12 protein-coding genes are annotated in these 18,632 nt (G+C 56.2%); 5 read left to right on the top strand and 7 right to left on the bottom strand.

Annotated features, from left to right (window positions below; all coding sequences use genetic code 11):
• Positions 1 to 28 precede the first annotated feature (28 nt).
• The 4 genes from VFO10_RS04480 to VFO10_RS04465 all read right to left on the bottom strand — a co-directional run bounded on the left by VFO10_RS04480 (position 29) and on the right by VFO10_RS04465 (position 3,938).
• Positions 29 to 751 (bottom strand): BPSS1780 family membrane protein, encoded by a 723-nt coding sequence (locus VFO10_RS04480; protein ID WP_325137490.1) that lies wholly within the window; start codon positions 749 to 751, stop codon positions 29 to 31.
• Positions 752 to 1,012: 261 nt separating this feature from the next.
• On the bottom strand, positions 1,013 to 2,140 hold the full coding sequence (locus VFO10_RS04475) for a DUF2786 domain-containing protein (protein ID WP_325137488.1): 1,128 nt from the start codon (positions 2,138 to 2,140) through the stop codon (positions 1,013 to 1,015).
• Positions 2,137 to 3,051 carry a thiamine-phosphate kinase gene (gene thiL / locus VFO10_RS04470; protein ID WP_325137486.1) on the bottom strand — a complete coding sequence of 305 codons (915 nt, stop codon included), beginning with the start codon at positions 3,049 to 3,051 and terminating at the stop codon, positions 2,137 to 2,139. The genes VFO10_RS04475 and thiL overlap by 4 nt, the downstream gene beginning before the upstream one ends.
• Complete coding sequence (locus VFO10_RS04465; RefSeq protein ID WP_325137484.1) at positions 3,048 to 3,938, bottom strand: glutamate--tRNA ligase family protein; 891 nt, start codon at positions 3,936 to 3,938, stop codon at positions 3,048 to 3,050. Before VFO10_RS04465 ends, thiL begins: the two co-directional genes overlap by 4 nt.
• Positions 3,939 to 4,047: 109 nt before the next feature.
• On the opposite strand from VFO10_RS04465, the gene murI reads away from it, so the two are divergent.
• From murI to VFO10_RS04450, 3 genes are all read left to right on the top strand, one after another.
• The gene (gene murI, locus VFO10_RS04460; RefSeq protein ID WP_325137482.1) at positions 4,048 to 4,872 is read left to right on the top strand and encodes a glutamate racemase; all 825 of its coding nucleotides are present in this window, start codon (positions 4,048 to 4,050) and stop codon (positions 4,870 to 4,872) included.
• A gap of 162 nt (positions 4,873 to 5,034) precedes the next feature.
• Positions 5,035 to 6,027 carry a pentapeptide repeat-containing protein gene (locus VFO10_RS04455; protein ID WP_325137480.1) on the top strand — a complete coding sequence of 331 codons (993 nt, stop codon included), beginning with the start codon at positions 5,035 to 5,037 and terminating at the stop codon, positions 6,025 to 6,027.
• A gap of 86 nt (positions 6,028 to 6,113) precedes the next feature.
• Positions 6,114 to 6,689 carry a hypothetical protein gene (locus VFO10_RS04450; RefSeq protein WP_325137478.1) on the top strand — a complete coding sequence of 192 codons (576 nt, stop codon included), beginning with the start codon at positions 6,114 to 6,116 and terminating at the stop codon, positions 6,687 to 6,689.
• Positions 6,690 to 6,703: 14 nt separating this feature from the next.
• Here VFO10_RS04450 and VFO10_RS04445 read toward each other — a convergent pair whose 3' ends face one another.
• Together VFO10_RS04445 and VFO10_RS04440 are read right to left on the bottom strand one after the other, a co-directional pair.
• The gene (locus VFO10_RS04445) at positions 6,704 to 8,179 is read right to left on the bottom strand and encodes an ABC transporter substrate-binding protein (protein WP_325137476.1); all 1,476 of its coding nucleotides are present in this window, start codon (positions 8,177 to 8,179) and stop codon (positions 6,704 to 6,706) included.
• A 4-nt stretch (positions 8,180 to 8,183) separates the two neighbouring features.
• A complete protein-coding gene (locus tag VFO10_RS04440) occupies positions 8,184 to 10,274 on the bottom strand; it encodes a PBP1A family penicillin-binding protein (RefSeq protein WP_325137474.1) in 2,091 nt (696 codons plus the stop codon).
• A gap of 263 nt (positions 10,275 to 10,537) precedes the next feature.
• Here VFO10_RS04440 and VFO10_RS04435 point away from each other — a divergent pair, with 263 nt between their 5' ends.
• Positions 10,538 to 11,611 carry a diguanylate cyclase gene (locus tag VFO10_RS04435; protein ID WP_325137473.1) on the top strand — a complete coding sequence of 358 codons (1,074 nt, stop codon included), beginning with the start codon at positions 10,538 to 10,540 and terminating at the stop codon, positions 11,609 to 11,611.
• Here VFO10_RS04435 and pyk read toward each other — a convergent pair.
• Complete coding sequence (gene pyk, locus VFO10_RS04430; RefSeq protein ID WP_325137471.1) at positions 11,510 to 12,994, bottom strand: pyruvate kinase; 1,485 nt, start codon at positions 12,992 to 12,994, stop codon at positions 11,510 to 11,512. The two genes, VFO10_RS04435 and pyk, sit on opposite strands and share 102 nt — an antisense overlap.
• 178 nt (positions 12,995 to 13,172) lie before the next feature.
• On the opposite strand from pyk, the gene VFO10_RS04425 reads away from it, so the two are divergent.
• Complete coding sequence (locus VFO10_RS04425; protein WP_325137469.1) at positions 13,173 to 18,578, top strand: protein kinase domain-containing protein; 5,406 nt, start codon at positions 13,173 to 13,175, stop codon at positions 18,576 to 18,578.
• The last annotated feature ends 54 nt before the right edge of the window (positions 18,579 to 18,632 follow it).

Below are 18,632 nucleotides of genomic sequence, written 5' to 3'. Positions count from 1 at the left end.
TTCCTTTTTGCGCTGAAAACTCATTGTATCACAGGGCTTCGGCCTTGCCCAAAAGCTCTTCATAGACCACGTAAAGAGATGCGAGGGCGGTCGGCAAACCGAAGATCAGCCCCAGTCCAAGGGGTATCGCACAGACCGCCAGGAAGAGGACGATCAGGACAGTGAAAATCAGGAGCGGCCCGAGATTGCGGCGGACAGCATTCAGGCTTAAGCGCAGGGCATTGCCGATGCTTTGATTTTGAAACAGGATCAAAGGCGTCGTGAAGCAGGTCGCCGCGAAGGCCACCGTGGATGCGATGCCGCTCACAAGGCCACCGAAGGCGATGATGAGGCTCGAGGTCCAGGACAGTTCGGGCATATGGGTTTGCTGCTGCATCAGAAAGTCGATGCCGCCTGCGGCCACGAGGGCGCCCAGGACAGGCAGGGCACAGATGAAAAAGAGGAGCGTGCTGATCGCCATCATGAGGACCAGGCGGGAGAGCCGGCTTTTCGTATGATCGAGCGCGGTATCCAGGTCAAAGTCTTCGCCGCGCATCTGCGCTTGCGCAAAATGAAAGGCGAGGATGATCACAAGGAATTGGATCAGCTGGTTCAAGATCCAGCCTATGACAGGAATCCAGCCAAGGGTGAAGTTCAAACCAATCGCCACCGCTGTGCCGCCGATCCATGCGACGGGGCGGGCGGTGACAAGACTGATGGATTGACCAATCCAGGCTGCTCCACGACCGGCTGGAACTTTCGCGATACTCATGCCCACTCCTCTTACCTGGGGAAATAATTCGTGAAATGTTTGAGGCTTGGTGCATGAGCTTACAAAAGTTGTTCCACGGAAAAAGGGGCGCTAAGGAATGAGGCTGGCTGGTAAAACGGAAAAGAGCGCTCCGGCCTGTCTGTCCAGAGCATGGGCAGTGATCAGCGCAGCAGCCCTGACACCAGTGTGTTGCTGATGCGGACGGCGATAATCAGCGCAGCAGCCCTGGCACCAGTGTGTTGCTGATGCGGACGGCGATAATCAGCGCAGCAGCCTGACACCACCTGAGTGCTGCTGATGAATACCACGATGCAGAGTGAGTTCGCGGCCGCGATCCTTCCCGGAATTATACGCCTCTTCCGAAACGCTCACGCTGCGGCCGCTGCCGCCGGTGATGGACGGAAAACGCACGCGTACGAAATCCTGCAGTTCGGCCTCGGCGACCAGGACGAGTTCGGTCTGCTTCCGCGCTTCAGTGTTCTGGGCCATTTCCTTTTGCTGTTTTTTAAGCTTCTCCGCAAAGCCGCGCAGGACCCCCATATAAAAGGAGTTGCGCGCATTCCGGGGCTGAATCCCTTTGCCTTTGCGGAATTGATCGAAGAGCAAGGGCAGCTGCTGATACAAAAACCAATAGGCATACTCGGCCATCTGCACGTTCTCGCGCGTGCCCATGATGTCGACGACTTTATAATGCGTCAGGTCCTTGGCATCGAAAAGATTCCGCGAGATGCAGCTGACAAAGAAATATTCATTCAGAAGATTGAAGATGCTCCACTGCCAGGTCGCGATCTGCTTTTTGCGATGATGCACGACCACATAGGTGTAGTCCTGCTTCTTATGCGCCGCGAGGGACTCCAGATGATGCCGCGCGCAAAGCTCCCGCGCTCTTTGCATGGCAAGGCTGGCCTCGTTTTCATTGCCGCTGGCGGCCAGGGATAAAAGTTTTTCGACCCGCCTCAGAAGTTTTTCCTCTTCAGGATCCAGCTCGCGATGCGCGGCCATGGCCGCCGCCGGATCCAATTCGATCGTCGCATGACGGGCCCACGGTGCAACGCCAAGGCGTTCACAGGCCTTGGCGAAAAATTCCCCGTGCACGCTATCATCATGCCCGTACTGTTGAAACACCAGGGCATGGGCGAGTTCATGCTTCAGGACTTCCAGCACCAAATCCCAAGGATGCTTTTCAATCAGGACGCGGCTCATGCCGATGCTGTAATGCAGCGGATCGAACACTCCATAGCGCTGACTATCACGCGTCAAAAAAAAGACCGGCATCGGTATGCGGATACGGTAATAGGACAGCGCCTCATGCGCCTCGCGCACCAGCTGCTGCGTCCAGCAGCGCTCCAGGTAATCCTCGAAACTCTCGTGCAGTCCGGGACCTTTCATGCCGGCCCCTTTCCGTGCTCATAGCCTACGGCATGAATGGCTTCACCTTTCTGCAGCCCATGCCCCCAGTAAAGTCCCTCGCCCGCAGTGATGCGGCCAATGCGATAACAGCGGACATCAGCTCGCGCCTCCAGACGCTCGGCTTCCTTCTCACTCAAGGTGAAACAGAGTTCGAAATCCTCACCATCGGCCAGGGCATGATGCAGGGCTTCCGCCTGAGGCATGGCCCGAAGCGGCGCGCGCAAAGGCAGACGCTCGGCTTCCAAAACCGCAGCCACACCGCTCTGTCGACAGATATCGCGCAGGTCTTTTCCCAGCCCATCGGAAACATCGATCATGCTGTGCAGCGTGCAGCCATCCATCAGAACCTTGGCTTCATGAAGCCGCGGCATGAAATCCAAATGATGCCCTTCGATGCTGCCGCCCAATTCACCCGTGACCATCACCACATCACCGATCTGCGCACCGCGGCGGGTGATCGCGCCTTTTTCATGAACGGCCCCGACCACCGTCACCGATATCACCAGCGGGCCTTCCCAGATATTCGTATCCCCACCAGCAATGGCGACCTGAAATCTCTGAGCGAGCTGGGCAAAGCCCGTATAGAGCCGCTCGATAAAGCGTGATTCAGCCCGTGCCCGTGGCAGCGCGAGGCAGATATAAGCGGACAACGCTTCTCCACCCATCGCGGCGATATCGGAAAGATTCACCGCCAGTGCCTTATGGCCAATCTTTTCGATGTTATGAGCGTCGATCAGAAAATGCACGCCTTCCATCAGCATATCCGCACAGACAAGCTGGTCGCGTTCGCTCGGACGCAGGACCGCGCTGTCATCACCGATGCCGAGCTTGACGCTGGCATTATCCGGGCACTGGCGAGTCAGCTGCTCAATGATTTTATTTTCTTTCATGCGAAGAGCCCTTTCAGTTCGTGGGCCGCGACAGGTTCGGGCTTTGGCAAAAGACCGACGGAATGGGCGGCCTGGCCCAGAATCATCGCGGCGGAATGCCCCTGCTCGCGCAGGTGGCGCAGACTGGTCGAACCGTTGCGTTTGGATAATTTCCGTTCGGGACTTTCCCAGATCAAAGGATGATGTATGAAACGAAGCGGTTTTGTAATAGCAAAAATCGAACGCAACTGGAGTTGCCGTCCTGTGGCGGATAAAAGATCCTGACCCCGGATGATAAGGTCGATGTCCTCGGCGGCATCGTCGATGCTCACGGCAAAGTTATAAGTCCAATAGCCGTCGCGATCGCGAATCAAGACATCCCCGCATTGCTCACTGGGTTTTTGCCCCTGAGGTCCGGTCCAAAGATCAGTGAAGGAAAGATCCTGCGGTTCCATTCGAATTCTAAGGCCCGCCTGATGATCGGGATGGTTAAGGTCACGGCAATGACCGTCATAGCGCAGCTCTTCCCGCGAATCTTCCCCTGTGCGCTCCTGAATCTCACGCCGACTGCAGGTGCATGCATACACCAGCCCGCGGGCGCGCGCGTCTTCCATTTTATTTTGATAACGATCCCAGTGATCGCTCTGGCGGAAAAACGTCGGCTTTGCGATCAGGCCGAGCCAGAGCAGATCCTCGATGATGGCTTTTTCGTATTCAGGGCGAACCCGGCCCCGATCGTGATCCTCGATGCGCAGAACGATTTCGGCGTCGATGGCCTGGGCTATGCCCCAGACAAAAACCGCCGAAGCTGCATGGCCGAGATGCAGATAGCCGGTCGGACTGGGCGCGAAACGTGTGCGCAGTCCGGGGGGCAAGTTTCGGAGTTGTTGGCGAATTTCCGCCAGCACATGCGCCTCACAAGGGGTTGATCCGCTCTTCATTCTGGAGACTTTGCCTTCCAAGAGCAACGGATTTTACGTATGATAAGGGCAATGACGTTTTTGCGCAGTGAGACTCATGAACCCGACCAAACACGCGATCGATGCGCTTATTTTTGACTCCGGAGTGGGGGGACTGAGTGTCCTTCATGAAATCCTGCGGCTGCGTCCGCAGCTGAGTTTTGTGTATGTCGCGGATAACGCCGGCCTGCCTTATGGCGACAAAACTCCAGAATGGCTTCAGCAGCGCGTCAGCGCGGTGATTGCCGAGGCCCTGCAGCTTTATACACCGAAGATTTTGGTCATCGCCTGCAATACAGCCAGTACCATCGTGCTGCCGCAGATTCGCTCGGAAGTCTCCTTTCCCGTTGTCGGTGTGGTTCCGGCCATCAAACCCGCTGCGGCTTTGAGCAAAAATCGGGTCATAGGACTTCTGGCGACGCCGGGAACCGTGAAACGCGTTTATACCGATGGCTTGATTCAAGACTTTGCCAAGGATTGCCATGTCGTGCGCGTAGGCAGTTCGCGGCTGGTGGAGCTCGTCGAGCGTAAACTGCGCGGCGAGGCGCTGCCCCTGGGTGAACTCAAAACCATCTGCCAGCCTTTTTTGGATGCGACGCCGATCCCGGATACCATCGTTTTGGGCTGCACGCATTTTCCCCTGGTCCCTGACGAACTGCAAGCCGTGCTGCCTGGCATCACCCTTGTCGATTCGGGTTCCGCTATCGCCCAGCGGGTCATGAGCCTTTTGGGAACGGAAGCGACAGCGCCGCAGCCTCTGCGAAAAATTCTTTTTACAAGGCTGGATGCCAGCATTGATCAGCTGCGGCCTTACCTGAAAAGCCTGGGTCTTGAGAAGACGCAGGCTCTGGACGTCGCGAAAGAATCTGCTTCTCCGAAATAATTCTTCTGTCGCGAAAATTTCCCAAAACTTTAATCCGGCGCGTAAAAGCCGGAAAAAAGGAGGATCCCCGGATTTTTTTTACAGGTCCGTTCGGACGCCGATAGGGAGGCATGAGCGGCCATAGGGCCAAAAACCCGAACTAGAGAAGCTGAGGACACAATGATGAAAGCCCAAACAGGCAGCCAAAAATGGGTGCAGACACTGCTGGGCCTAATAATAAGTGCATGGGCCTTTCCCACTCTTGCCCTTGATGCCGAAACCAAATCCCGCATACTGGATACCCGCAACTGCAAGGGCTGCAAGCTCCAAGGGGAAGCTCTGACCGGCCTTGACCTGCGCAGCGTGCTCTTTGAACAGGCGGATTTGCGCGGCGTGCGCCTCGCCGGTCGTGATCTGAGTCACGCCGTTTTCAAAGGCGCGAATCTGATCGGCGCGGATTTCACCGGCGCGAACCTTGCTGAGGCCGATTTTTCCGAAGCCGATCTTACCGGCACGAAATTGCAAAAAGCCAATCTGCGTGGAACGATTTTCACGGACGCTAAACTTATCAAGGCCGATCTTCGCGATGCGGACCTCAAGGGCGCGCAGCTGAATGGAACCAAGGCGATGAATGCCAAGCTTTCCGGAGCCAAGCTGCGCGAAGCCAACTTCTTTGAAACCGATCTTTCCGGGACGGATTTGAAAGGCCAGGTTCTGACGGGACTCGATCTGACCAGCAGCATACTGAAAGGCGCGGACCTTACCGGGGTCAACCTGAATCGAGCCAACCTGGATTCGGTGGATCTGCGTGGAGCCAACCTCACAATGGCCTTGCTTTTGGAAGCGAATCTTTCCGGCGCTCAGCTGGAAGGCACGCGCCTGACACGCGCCAATCTTAGTCATGCCAATCTTATGAGTGCCCGCTGTGATAAGGCGGATTTTTCGCAGGCCAACCTGCAGAGGATCAATGCTCTGGGCGCTTCTTTTGTCAACGCTGATCTGCGTGGCGCGCGACTTCTGGATGCTGACCTTACGCAGGCGAAATTTCGTAACGCCAATCTTGAAGGATCTCTCGTGAAGGGGGCCTCCGTATGCGATTCGGACCTGCCGCCCGCCGTGAAAAAGCAGGGCAGCTGCGCCGAAGCCAGCTTCATCACGGATGTGGATGATCTTTGATACGCTGTGTGGAAAATCCCCGTCATTGACAAAGAGCCGGCCCCACGTCTATCGTGGGGCTGTTTCTTTATGGGAGATGAAACACCATGCGCCTCTTGACCTGTGTCTTCCTGTTGACAGGACTTTTGAATGGAACCGCATTCGCTGAAGATGAGGCCCGTTCCGGGTCCATCAGTGAAGGGCTTGCACGCGGAAGCCTGAGTCCTTTTTTGGAATTGACCGGCAAGTATTCCAATCCGGGGGACGAAACTTTGCGTCTTCACGGTTTCCGTTTTGGTCTGAGCGAGGGCGGCGAGCGGCAGCTGGCTTTGGCCTACTATCGCAGCGGATCGACGAAGTTTGATTCGAATATTTCCTATGAATTGAGTTACGGCGGCGTGGTCTTCGGTGATCCACCGGAAGGCGATCGCATCACGGAGGGTTATTTTCAGATGCTGGTCGGAACCGGACAGGCCAAGGTGGAAACGGCCCAGGGTTCCCACACGAGCCGCCTTCTATTTGTGATCGAACCTGAAGTTGGTGTCGGTGTGAATATCACGCCCTGGATGCAGATCGGCGCCGGTGTTTCCTATCGCTATCTGAATGGCCTTCAGGTGCTCGGCCTCGGCAGCGAGGATCTGCGCGGTGGGACGGCGAATCTCCACCTTCTGTTTCAGCTCTGAGTTCAGGTTATGCTTCAGGGGCGCGTAGAGCTGGTGCGGGCCGGACCTGTTAAAGGGTTCCAGGTTTGCAGGATGGAGATGGAACCGGCGCCGACTCCGAATAGAAATGTAGGCCAGTTCGCGCTGTGATCGCTGCGGAAAATCTGAGGGCCGGACAGAAAACTCTCGCGCGGCCCGGCACTCGTTTCGAGCTTTTTATAGATCGCAAAGCGCGGGCTGCGGGGACCGGCCAGCGCCTGCAGCGCCGAGAATAAAGCATGATGAACGACAAGTCGCAGGTCGACGGAACCCGCCGCGGGTCCTTCTGCAAAGTATTCCTTGTCCACAGTCGGAGCCTGAATACCATAGGGAAGCTGCTTATAGCTCCCAAGGTAATCGACGAAGACGGAGCCCACGAGGTTTTCATCGGGCGGATCAATCAATTCATAAGCTCGCCACTTGGGAATGCCGAGCAGAGGCAGCCGCTTCACACCGTAAAAGGCCAGTACCTTGCTGAGGTGCCGCACATTTTTGAAATGATCGGCAATCAGGATCGCATCGACATCAATCACGGGCGGCAGCACCAGAGTCTTCGGATCAAAGGGAACGCCTAGCTCCTCGGCGGCTTCCTTGCTCTTGTTCACAAGGTCCAAAAGCTCCTGATTCCGAGCCTCATCATCTATGTGGAAGAGCTTGCGCAGAATGCCATCAATCGACGCGTAATCCGCAGGATTATAGATCAAAGGCCCAGTGATCTGGATCTGCAGATGCTGCGCCTGGGCGCGAAAGGCGGCGACCAGCGCCTCATCATGGGAAAACTGGGGACTCATGATCGCAATGCGTTTCATGTTGCGACTCAGGGCATAGCGGGTCAAACCCGAAGCCAGGAGCTTATAGTCGGGCCCCATGTAAAAGGTATATTTGCTGACGATGCCTTCCGGTTTGCGATTGAGTATGATCGCAGGAATCCGCAGACGATCCGCCCATTGGGTCAGAAAGGGCGCTTCATTCTGAAAAAGACCGCCGATGATGATCGAGGCCCCATGCTGCCAGACGACCTGCGCCAGCTGCCTTTCCAATTTCTCGCGATTGCCTTCGGTATCACGCCAGATGATAAGGCGGCCCGGGTTCAAACCTTTGCTCTGCATCCAGCTGTGAACGCTGCGTAAAAGCTCCTGGCCGACGGCCTTCGGCATTTTGGTGAAGGGCAGAAGAAGCGCCACGCGGCCACTGTGCTGACCGAGGGCTTTTTCAATCAGCGCCATGGTTCCCGGCTGACTGCAATCATCAGGCTGCAGACCGAGCAGCGGCACCAAAGGGGAATTGTGGGGCACCATGGTGTTCGGCGGCAGTTTGCGATTCAGTTCCTGAAAGGCCATGACCGTTTTTTGAAACAGTTTCAGACAAAGTTCGCTATCATCACTGACAGCGCTTTGTTCAGCGGCATTATTCTGGGCGGCCAGCGGCCAGCTCCAGCAGGCGAACAGAAGCAGCAAGAAGCGAACCGGCATGTGTTTAGCGATCCAAAAAATCGCGGAAATTGCCTGTCTCCCGGACCACCGAGAGGGCTGATTCCATCCGCTTGGGTTCCCGTCCTTCGATAAAACTCATATCAATGCCGCCCGGATCCAGATATCCGAACTGCGAATTCACCTTCACCGTCGTGATGCCTTCCGGCACCACAAAATCCTCGCCTGGATAACGCTGCCGCGCCTTGTGCACGATCCGGGCCCAGACCGGAAGCGCCAGCGTGTTGGCTGCCACGGTTCCACTGAAAGCGAGGTTATTATCCGTGCCGACCCAGACAATGGCGGTCAGGTTCGAGGTAATGCCGCAGAACCAGTTATCCTTGGCGTCATCCGTCGTTCCCGTTTTGCCACCGGCAAAGTCTCCCATCTCGGCAAACTTATTGGCTGTTCCGTATTTGAAAACTGCGCGCATCGCATCGGTCAGAAGGTAATTGACCTGCTCGGGCAGAACGCGCTTGGGTTTTTTCGGAGGCGGCGGCGCCTCATAAAGCACAGTGCCGTCCCGATCGGTGATCTTCAGGATCATGCGCGGATCCACCTGGACGCCGCCGTTGCCGATCGTTGCATACAGAGCGGCCATATCCATCGGTGTCACTTCCGATCCACCGAGCAGGGTTCCTGCCTGATTTTTCAGTTCGGTCTTCACACCCATTTTTTTGGCCAGTTCGATCACGCGTTTGGTGCCGAGTCGATAGCCGATCTCAATAACCGGGGAATTGATGGAGCGATAGAATGCACTATAAAGCGTGGCTTCCGTCAGATATTCACCCGCATAGTTGCGCGGACGGTAGTCCTGGATCACGACCGGCCCGACATAAAACATATCTGACCATTTCATGCCGGACTGCAGAGCCAGGGCATAGACCACGGGTTTGAATGATGAGCCCGGAGCCCGCTTGGCCTTCAGCACGCGATTGAACTGCGAGCGGCCATAGTCGCGTCCACCGACGATGGCCAGCACATCACCGCTTTTGTGATCGAGCACGACGGCCGCGGTTTCCACGATTTTCGGAGCGCCTGTCGGAACATTCACGAGTTTGCTAACCGCCCCGTTGAAGATGTCGCTCGATGAATCGACGACCTTGTTCACGTCCTCCTGCAGTTTCACATCCAGGGTCGTGTAAATGCGAAGTCCGCGCCCCCGCACGTCGCCCGTCAGAAGCTTTTCGGTCTGCTCCTGAACCGCATCGATGAAATAAGGGGCGAAGGTCGTGTTCAGCTGACTCTGGGACTTGAAAACGAGGTTTTTTTTGCGGGCGACCTTGAACTGCTCGCTGGTAATAAAGCCGGCGTGAACCATGGCTTTCAGAACCTGCTTCTGCCGGCGCTTGGCCTGTTCAGGAGCCTTGTGCGGATTATAGCGGCTCGGGGATTGGAAAAGCCCTGCGATCAGGGCCAATTCATGGGTTTCCAGCTGATCCAGAGACTTGCCGAAATGCCTTTCCGCAGCCGCGCCCACTCCATAGGCGCCCTGTCCCAGAAAAAGAGCATTGAGATAGATTTCGAGGATCTTTTCCTTGCTCAGATGCCGTTCCAACTGAATCGCGAGGATGGCTTCCTTGATCTTTCGTTCAAAAGTTTTCTCGGGGCTCAAAAGAAAGTTCCGCACGACCTGCTGGGTGAGAGTCGATCCCCCCTGCGTGAAGCCGCCGCTGCGCATCGACGCTAAAAACGCCCGCAGAATGCCGCGAAAATCGATGCCGTGATGCTCAAAAAAATGCCGATCCTCGACAGCCAAGACCGCTTCGATCAGCTGCTTCGGGATTTTTTCATAAGGCACGAAAACGTGATAATCGCTGAAGAACTCACCGATCTTCTCGCCTTTGCGGTCATAGACCAGCGAGTTATCCGAATGCTTGTAATCAATAATTACGGTAAGGCGTGATTGATCGAGATGCAGGACCCCGGTTTGCTGCAGCCAAAGGCCAACCCAGACCAGCGTACCGAGGAATACGAGCCCGACGGCCCCCAGGGCCAGGAGCAGATTCCGGCGGGTTTTGCCGCCGCCCAGAGCAAGCCAGGCGGGCCATTCATTGGCGCCCGCGCGGTCACGGAGCGCGGCCCAGCCGTTTTTCAAGCGCTGCCACAGCTTTCGGCTTCTTACATGGAGTAAGTTTTTCTTTTTTCCTGGATTCGTCATTTATTTTTCTGGGTTAGAGCGCGAAACGCAGCGGACCTGGAAAGCAGGATCCGATGAGCCTTGCAAAGCCTTTCAGCATTTGACGGAAGACCAATGATCTTTCCAAGACTTACTCAAACTTTTAAAAAAACCTTAAACAAATAGCAGCATGGCCGATATCTCAAGAAAGGTGGTGGCCCAGCTTTACTTTGAGGTATTCTGTGAAGCAACCTGGCAAAAAATCGATGAAAGTTCTGATCATCGAAGCGGCTTCGGGTACACCCAGTCGGCTGTGGACGGTCTTCGCCGATCCACGTCACTATCATAACCCAGATTCGCTCTATCGCATAGATCACGTCGTCAGCGCCACGCGCGGTGAACAGGCGGCTGAGGTTTTCCATAAACTGCATCCGGATCTGGTCGTCATCGACCTCGATCACGGCGGTGAAGAAGGTCTTCAGTTCTGCAGGGACATTCGCACTGGGGAAAAAGACAGACACACGGGTTTTGTCTTTTTCAGTCAGGAGGTTCAAAACGATGACCGCGTGTTTGAGCAGGTCCTCAATCACGGCGGTGATGATTTTATTGATGGCAAGTCCTCGGATCGCGAATTCGTGGCCCGGGTGAATTCGGTCTTCCGCTTCAAAGCGATGACTGACCGCCTGCGTTCGGTGAATCACCGGCTGAAGATGCTGAGCCTCACCGATGAGCTGACCGGCCTCAGCAACATGCGGGCCTTCAACATCGACTATCAAAAGCTTGTCAAAGGCTGTCGGCAGGGTGATTACGGTCTGGGCGTGATCATGCTCGACCTGGATCATTTTAAGAAGATCAATGACAGTGCGAATCACCTCGTGGGCAGTTTTGTGATCGGTGAAGTCGGTCGCCTGATCGCGCACTCCGGTGTGCTGGGAAAAGATGCGGTCGCCGCCCGTTATGGTGGGGATGAATACATCGTCTGCGTGCCTTCGCAGTCGGTCTCCGCGGTGTGGGAAATAGCCGAACGCATCCAGGATCTGATCATGCGCAGCGTCTTCAAAAAAGAGCAGTACACGATCAAACTCACGGGCAGCTTTGGTATGTGCTGGGTGGATCCTGGATTCGAAGGCAAGTCGGATGATCTGATCAAGGGCGCTGACGTCATGCTCTACCGTAGCAAGCGCAACGGCAGAAACATGGTCAGCGGCATGATATTACGGTATCCGGTTGATTTTAATCATATTGGACGGCCGCATCTGATTGATCGGGATACCTGCCGTGATCACCACTACATCCCCCGACTCCACAATGCCTAGTTCCTTCAGGACGACGGGCAGATTCTGCAGCAGCGTATCCGTATTGTAAAAGGCCTGGTTGGGCATGCCGTGCACGCCCCAAACCAGGGACAGACGCCTTGCGACATCAGCCCTTGGGCTGATCGCGATGATCGGCGTGCTCGGCCTCCATTTCGAAATCGAACGTGCGATGGATCCGGTGAGGGACAGACACACGATGGCCTTCGCCTTCAAAGTATCAGCCGCTTCACAGGCGGAAATCGCGACGGTTTCGTTCACTTCCCAGGTTTCCGGCTGATTCAAAGCCTCGACCATGTCGAAGCGCGAGGGCCGTTTCAAGGTCCAATTTTCCACCTGCTCAATGATGGTGGCCATGCGTTTCACAGCTTCGACAGGATAACGGCCACTCGCCACTTCACCCGACAGCATGAGGCAGTCAGCGCCGTCGAGCACACCGTTCGCCACATCCGCAACTTCTGCAAGGCTGGCGCGTGGGTTGGTGATCATGGATTCCAGCATCTGGGTGGCAATGATCACAGGCTTGCCGGCACGGGCTGCGGCCGCAATAATTTTTTTCTGAAGATTCGGTACGCGTTCGACGTTGGCTTCCACGCCCAGGTCACCACGCGCGACCATCAAGGCGTCGGCGGCTCGGGCGATTTCGTCGATCAGCTCCAAAGCCGGCAGCTTTTCGATCTTGGCCACGACCGGAACATCCGAACCGAGGGCTTTGATCATCGCCTTGATCTGGTAAATATCCGCAGGATCCTGCACGAAGGAAAGCGCCACGTAGTCAACGCGATTGGCGATCCCGAAGAGAAGGTCCTTGCTGTCCTTGTCGGTCATGGCCGGCAGGGAGAGTTTCGAATCCGGGAAGTTCACGCCCTTCCGGTTTTTCAAAAGGCCGCCGTCTTCCACGCGAACCGTCACGGAATCATCATGCACGGCGTGAACCTGAAGAATCAGGAGGCCGTCATCCATCATCACGCGCTGGCCGACTTTAACGTCGTGAACCAGGCCGCGGTAGTCGATGGGAATGACCTTGGGGTCATCCTGCTCGACGCCATAACGCAGGCGATAGGTTTCGCCGCTTTGAATTTCCATCTGACCGCCGATCAGACGGCCCACACGAATTTTGGGACCCTGCAAATCCTGCAAGAGGGCAACGGGACGACCCAGCTCTGCACTGGCGCGTCGAATAGATTCGATATTCCGGGCGTGGGTATCGTGATCGCCGTGGGAAAAGTTCAAACGGGCGATGTTCAAACCCGCTTCAATCAGTTGTTTCTGCACCTCATAGGTCGACGACGAGGGACCGAGCGTGCCGATGATCTTGGTATGCCGCCTGTCCAAAAAAAAGTTTTTGTTCACCGGGGCTTCTGATTGACCTGCCAAACTTGACATAGCGTTCCTTCCGAGTTCTTGATCCAGAAACAGTAACTGGGGCAACAAGCGTCCACACTTTTCTAGCAGGAAAAATTCCCGACCTTAAGGACTTTCGTCCTTTCGCCGAAAAACCAGTCAGGACCAGTGACAATCGGGGAGGTTTTTAGGTCGTTTCGGCAAAAGAGAGGATTTATCTGTGAGCCGGCATAGTCTTTGGGTGGGTACAAATATAGCCGATCGCTACTGCATCACCGGGGAAATCGGTGGGGGCGGGATGGGTCGCGTCTATAGTGCCATTCCTTTTGCCGACCCCTCGCAGCAGGTGGCCATCAAAGTCATCGAACGGGACAGCCTCGATTACGAAGACGTTCTGCGCTTCCAGCGGGAAGCCGCCCTGATGAGTCGTCTTCGCCATCCGAACATCATCGCCTTCCACGAATTGGGACTTTACCAACCGGATCGCTCGCCTGGCAACGCTTCGATCAGCGGTTATTACATCGTGATGGAAGTCGCCCAGGGCCACAACCTGAAAGAATCGCTGACCAAGGGTGGTCGCAAAGGCCTGGAGTTCTTCTTCCAGCTGGGTTTGCAGGTTTCCTCCGCCCTTGAGTACACCCATGCGAAGAACATCATCCACCGCGATATCAAACCGCAGAACATCATCATCGAACGCACGGCGGACAGTGATGAAAGCCTTGTCGTCAAGGTGCTCGACTTTGGAATCGCGCACCTCACCGAACTCGATCTTTATTCCAGCGACGACAGTCTTTTGGATATCGCCGGAACCCCTTTGTATATGGCGCCCGAGAACAGCAAGTACCTGGATGCGCCCATCGACCACCGCGCGGATCTTTATTCCTTGGGCTGCATGCTCTACGAAGTGCTGGCCGGTCGTCCGCCCTTCCTTGGCAATACGCGGGAAAAGCTGGCGCGCGACCATGCCCACGCGGCCCCGGAACCCTTGACAGCCCTGCGGCCGGACATCCCGGTTATCGTCAATGATATCGTGATGAAGCTGGTCGCGAAGCATCCCAAAGATCGCTATCAGACAGCGTTCGGACTGCACGTCGATTTGCAGCGCGTGCGGAAGATCCTGGCTTCAGGCCGCACCCAGCATCGCTTTCAACTGGGCCGTTATGATCGCCTGAACATCCTGCCGAGCAACATGGAAATGGTGGGCCGCCAGGAGGAATTTGAAAACCTGGTCAGCAACTACAACGCGATCGCCAAGGAAAACAGCCGCAGCCGGCTCGCTGTCATCCGCGGTCCCGCGGGAACCGGCAAGACCCGACTGCTCAAGGAATTCAGGGGCTATCTGGCCCGGCATCGGATTCGTTACATCAGCACCAGCTTTTCGCGGCATGAGAACAACCTTCCCTTCAACGCCCTGGCCAACGGTTTCAATGAGTATTTGATTCATGTGCACAAAACCCAGGCCGTGGAAGCGGAGGAAATCAAACGAAAGGTGCGCACCCTTCTGGGCCCGACCGCGCCCATGGTGGCCCAGATCGTTCAGGGTCTCAAGCCCTATCTGGATGAAGAGCAGGACGACGAGAATGTGCGCAACGGCCTGGAGCAGGAGCGCGAGTTCGATTTCAATGACTTTGCCAAGGCCTTCTCCGATTTCACCCGCTGCCTTGCGAGCGACTCGGAGCCGGTTGCCTTCTTCTTCGATGATATGCAGTGGGTGGATGACAAGAGCCTCGAACTGATCGATCGCTTTTTCAGCCACAATAACTCGCAGCGCTTTTTCCTGATCATCGGCCACCGACCCCTCGGTGACGATGAAGGGGCCAATTTCCAAGGGTTTTTAGCCAAATTCAGCAAGCTGCGTCGCCGTTATTCCGAGATCGAGCTTGCGACCTTGAAGGCGGATGATGTCGCACGCTTGAATCGGTCGATCCTCAATCTTTCGCAGAGCATGGATCCCCAGTTCCTCGCGTTCCTGCAGAAAAAAACCGGAGGCAATCCGCTCTATCTTCTGGAATTGCATCGCAGTCTCGTGGCGCAGGAACTTCTGAGCCTCGATGATGAGGGCTACTGGCGCTTTAATCTGAACGAGATCGAAAAGGCGGAAATCCAGTCGAATTCCATCGACCTTACCCTGAACCGCTTGAATGAGATGGAAGCCAGTGATCGGCGGATCCTCGAAGTCGCGGCTATCGTCGGGATGCATTTCACGGCCGATGCCCTGCGCGTGCAGCAGCAGTTCAATGACTCAAGCGTGATGCAGGTGCTGCAGTTCTCCCTTACCAATGGCCTCGTGACCCGCAGCCAGGATCCTGTCACCGGCTCGAAAACGCGGGCCTTCGCCTTCACGCATCGCAGCATCCGCGAAATGATCCTGGATACCATTCCCCTGCAAAGGCGCTGCGAGCTGCATCGGCTGGTGGCCCTGCGCTTGGAGCAGAGCCCGAGCGAGGGCCGGGCCCAGACCATCTTTACCCTGGCCCATCATTTCTATCAGGCCCTGCCCGAGGACATGGCATCGGATCAGAAGATGGTGGAAAAGGCGCTGGTCTATAATATGCGGGCCGGCGCGAAAGCCATCGAGGTCAAAGCTTTCCTGACCGCGCAGCGTTACTATGCGAACGCCCGCGTTCTGGTCCGTCATTGGCACAATGAATCCACAGCCACGGTGCAGGCGCAGAAAACCATCCTGCACAGCCTCGCCGATATCCTCTTCGCGCAAAGGGATTATGCGGAAGCGGCTCAGATCTATAAGGAACTGAAGCAGCTGCGTTTGAACCAGATGGAATATTCGTACGCGACCTATAAGCTCCTGCATTTGAGCCTTGTCAGCGGGCATGTGGCCTCGACCCTGCGCGAACTGGTCCAGGCCTTCGAAGCCCTGAAATTCCCGGTCATTCGCCTGAATATCCTGAGCTACTGCAAAGCCGCGTGGGTCATGTTCAAGTCCGTGGTCATGCCGCTTTCCTATAGCCTTCCCCTTCAGATCCTGAAGCAGGCGGAGGCGGTGCCGGATCGAAACGAACAGCAGACCTTCCATCCCTTCCTGCTCTATTTCATAGGACAGTCGGCGGGCTTCAATTACGATAAGCGCCTTGGCCTTGTCTATCATACCGCTCTTCTGAGCCGCTGCCGCAAGGTGCCCGTCCCCGAGGATCTGGCTCTGCGACTCCTCTGCGATCATGCTTTGATCCTGGCCTTCATGGGCCTGAAGGCACGAGCCTATCAGCTGCTCGATCTGATCCACGAACGCGCCTATGATCAGCGCTGGGATGCGATACTCGGTTACCTGTCCTTCATTCAGACTCTGATCATCGACCAGTATCAGGGCAAGTTCGAAGATCCGCGTGAAAACCTGGAACGCATGCAAAAGGGCCTGGAAAACCCGGACTTCCTTCTGCCGGCGATGCAGGAAAAAATCTGCCGCATCTTCCTGGCCTTCACCCAGGCCCAGGGCAAGGAACTCACGCGCCTCATCCAGAGTCTGCCTGGCCTTCTGACCATCCGTCATTGGCTGACGCCGCGGGCGGTCGCCATGTACCTGTTCTGGCTGCTCCTTTCCGGGCAGCGCGATCTGATAGTCAGCTATCGCAGCTTCATCGAAAAACGCAGCAAGGCCACCAATCGCCGTGCGGATACCTTCCTCCGCATCACCGAAAGCATCGTGAGCTTCGCCGCAGGTGAAAAAGACAAGGCACGCGGCGCCTATTACGAGGCCCTGTTCCTCTTCCATGATGATCTGAAAAATCCCCTGCTCTTACCCTTCGAAATCGACTTCGTCCTGCTGTACGTGACGCTGTTCCACGAAGTCTTCGCCTTTGAATACGGCGAGGAACTTCTGATGACGCAATCCGTGCAGCCGACCCTTCTGCGCCTGATGAAACTCGCGGAAGAACCCAGGCAAAGACGTCGGGCCATCCCTATTCTGACCGTTGCGCGTCTGCAGGAAGTCATGGGCGGCAAGGATATCAAGCCGCTTTTCGACATCGCCTTGAAGCGTTCGAAGATCATGCAGCAGCCCCTGGTGGAACTCCTGACCGAACTCTGGTTCGGCCGCCACCTCTTCCAGGAGCGTGCCGTCGTGCGGGTGGATTACGTGCAGAAAGCCGCCGAGCAGGCGCAAAGGCTCGGTCTGGATATGGTCGTGGCCATGGCCCGCAAAACCGCGCGGGACCTCGGCCACCTATCTGCCGATGATCTGACTGGCCACAGCCGCTTGGAACTTGGCGTGCAGGTGGAAGCCATCGATCCTCTGCTCCTTCAGCACATGCTGCTCCTGCCGCAGTTGAAACCGGACGTCATGGGTCTCGTGGAAGCCAAGAACAAAGTCTATGAACTGCTCAATGATCGTCTGGTTTTCGCCGAGCTGCACCTGATCACGGCCAATGATGTCGCGGCCTTTGATGCCCTCGGTCGACCGCCGAGTGATCGCATGCAGCAGATGATCGCCTATGTCGGGCCTTATTTGAATCTGCGCTCCTCTTTGACGATACCCGTCGGCGATGCCCCGTGGATGCAGGGTCAGACGCAGTCCATAGTCGAAAGGCGTCCACCGACCACCTTTGCTTCCCCCGTCGAAGCTTCGGTCATGCCGGAAGCTTCGGAAGATGTGGAAAGCACGCTGGTCCTGTCCCACCCGGAACCGATCGCGACGTCCGGGGAACGGCCGCAAGCGACGGAAATGGTGATCGGGGACCGGCTGGCCCAGCGCAGCATGAATACCCTGGTGCCGATCCGTTATGCCAACCGCGGACTCGGTGTTCTCTTTTTGGAACGCAGCCGTCTGCAGGATGAGGACTCGACCCTTCTCAGGCAGCTTTTGGATACCTTCGGCGCCCAGATGGGGATTTGGCTGCGCGCTTATCTGGGTGGTGAAGCCGCGCACGGCGGCCTGCCTCTTCTCAGTTACGGCCCGGGCAGCTATCACCTGGAATCTTGCCCCTGGCTGCATGTCTGGACCGAAGGCCATCTGCGCAGCGCCCGCGAATCGGTCTGGTACCTTGGAATCAATATGAGCGAGCAGAGCTATCTGATCGTTTACTGCCGCCTCAATGGACCCGAGGATCTCCGATCCCCCTTGGCTTCCGTGCTCTGGCACGAGATGCTGGTCCTCCGCACGCTCTTTTCCGGGGTGGGGCGCGATCAGATCAGCGAACAGGACGTGCAGGAGGCCGTGGAACGTCAATTCCATTCCTATCAAGGCATCCAGAACCTTGAGAGCATCAACTTGTCCTTCAGCATCATCCATCGGCAAAGGGGCGAAGTGTGGAGCGGGCACTTCGGTTCCGCCCGTCCCATGATTCTGGGGGCCGCGAATGAAGTCACGCCCCAGAACCAGGTCGTGATCCATCTGAGCAACGGCCGCTATCTGCGCTACTGGAAAGTTCATGTAAGCTCGATGCAGAAAGGCGTTTACGTTCTGGCCCACGATTCCAGCAAACTGGATCGCCTGAACCTTGCGGGTCTGAAGGAGCAGAACTTCGATGCCATGAACTGGGAGCAGAAGCGGACCACCTTCCGTGAATATTTGAAACAAAATTTGATCGATGCCCACATGCCGAGGTATTTTGTGGCTGCAGCCTGGAATGGCCAGCCGACAGCTTCGCAAACGGGCCTCGATCGGGCAGGATAAATTGACTGTTCTTTGAAAAAGGCTCAGCATATGATAACCAGCATCCCTATGTTG

Source organism: Oligoflexus sp., assembly GCF_035712445.1.
GTDB lineage: Bacteria > Bdellovibrionota_B > Oligoflexia > Oligoflexales > Oligoflexaceae > Oligoflexus.
The sequence above is the reverse complement of the archived record's forward strand: the minus strand, read 5'-3'. Positions and strand labels throughout refer to the sequence as shown.

Bases quoted from the DNA above. Each gene is read 5' to 3' on its own strand.
- VFO10_RS04480 (WP_325137490.1), bottom strand. From the start codon at position 751: ATGAGTATCGCGAAAGTTCCAGCCGGTCGTGGAGCAGCCTGGATTGGT.
- VFO10_RS04475 (WP_325137488.1), bottom strand. From the start codon at position 2,140: ATGAAAGGTCCCGGACTGCACGAGAGTTTCGAGGATTACCTGGAGCGC.
- thiL (WP_325137486.1), bottom strand. From the start codon at position 3,051: ATGAAAGAAAATAAAATCATTGAGCAGCTGACTCGCCAGTGCCCGGAT.
- murI (WP_325137482.1), top strand. From the start codon at position 4,048: ATGAACCCGACCAAACACGCGATCGATGCGCTTATTTTTGACTCCGGA.
- VFO10_RS04455 (WP_325137480.1), top strand. From the start codon at position 5,035: ATGAAAGCCCAAACAGGCAGCCAAAAATGGGTGCAGACACTGCTGGGC.
- VFO10_RS04450 (WP_325137478.1), top strand. From the start codon at position 6,114: ATGCGCCTCTTGACCTGTGTCTTCCTGTTGACAGGACTTTTGAATGGA.
- VFO10_RS04445 (WP_325137476.1), bottom strand. From the start codon at position 8,179: ATGCCGGTTCGCTTCTTGCTGCTTCTGTTCGCCTGCTGGAGCTGGCCG.
- pyk (WP_325137471.1), bottom strand. From the start codon at position 12,994: ATGTCAAGTTTGGCAGGTCAATCAGAAGCCCCGGTGAACAAAAACTTT.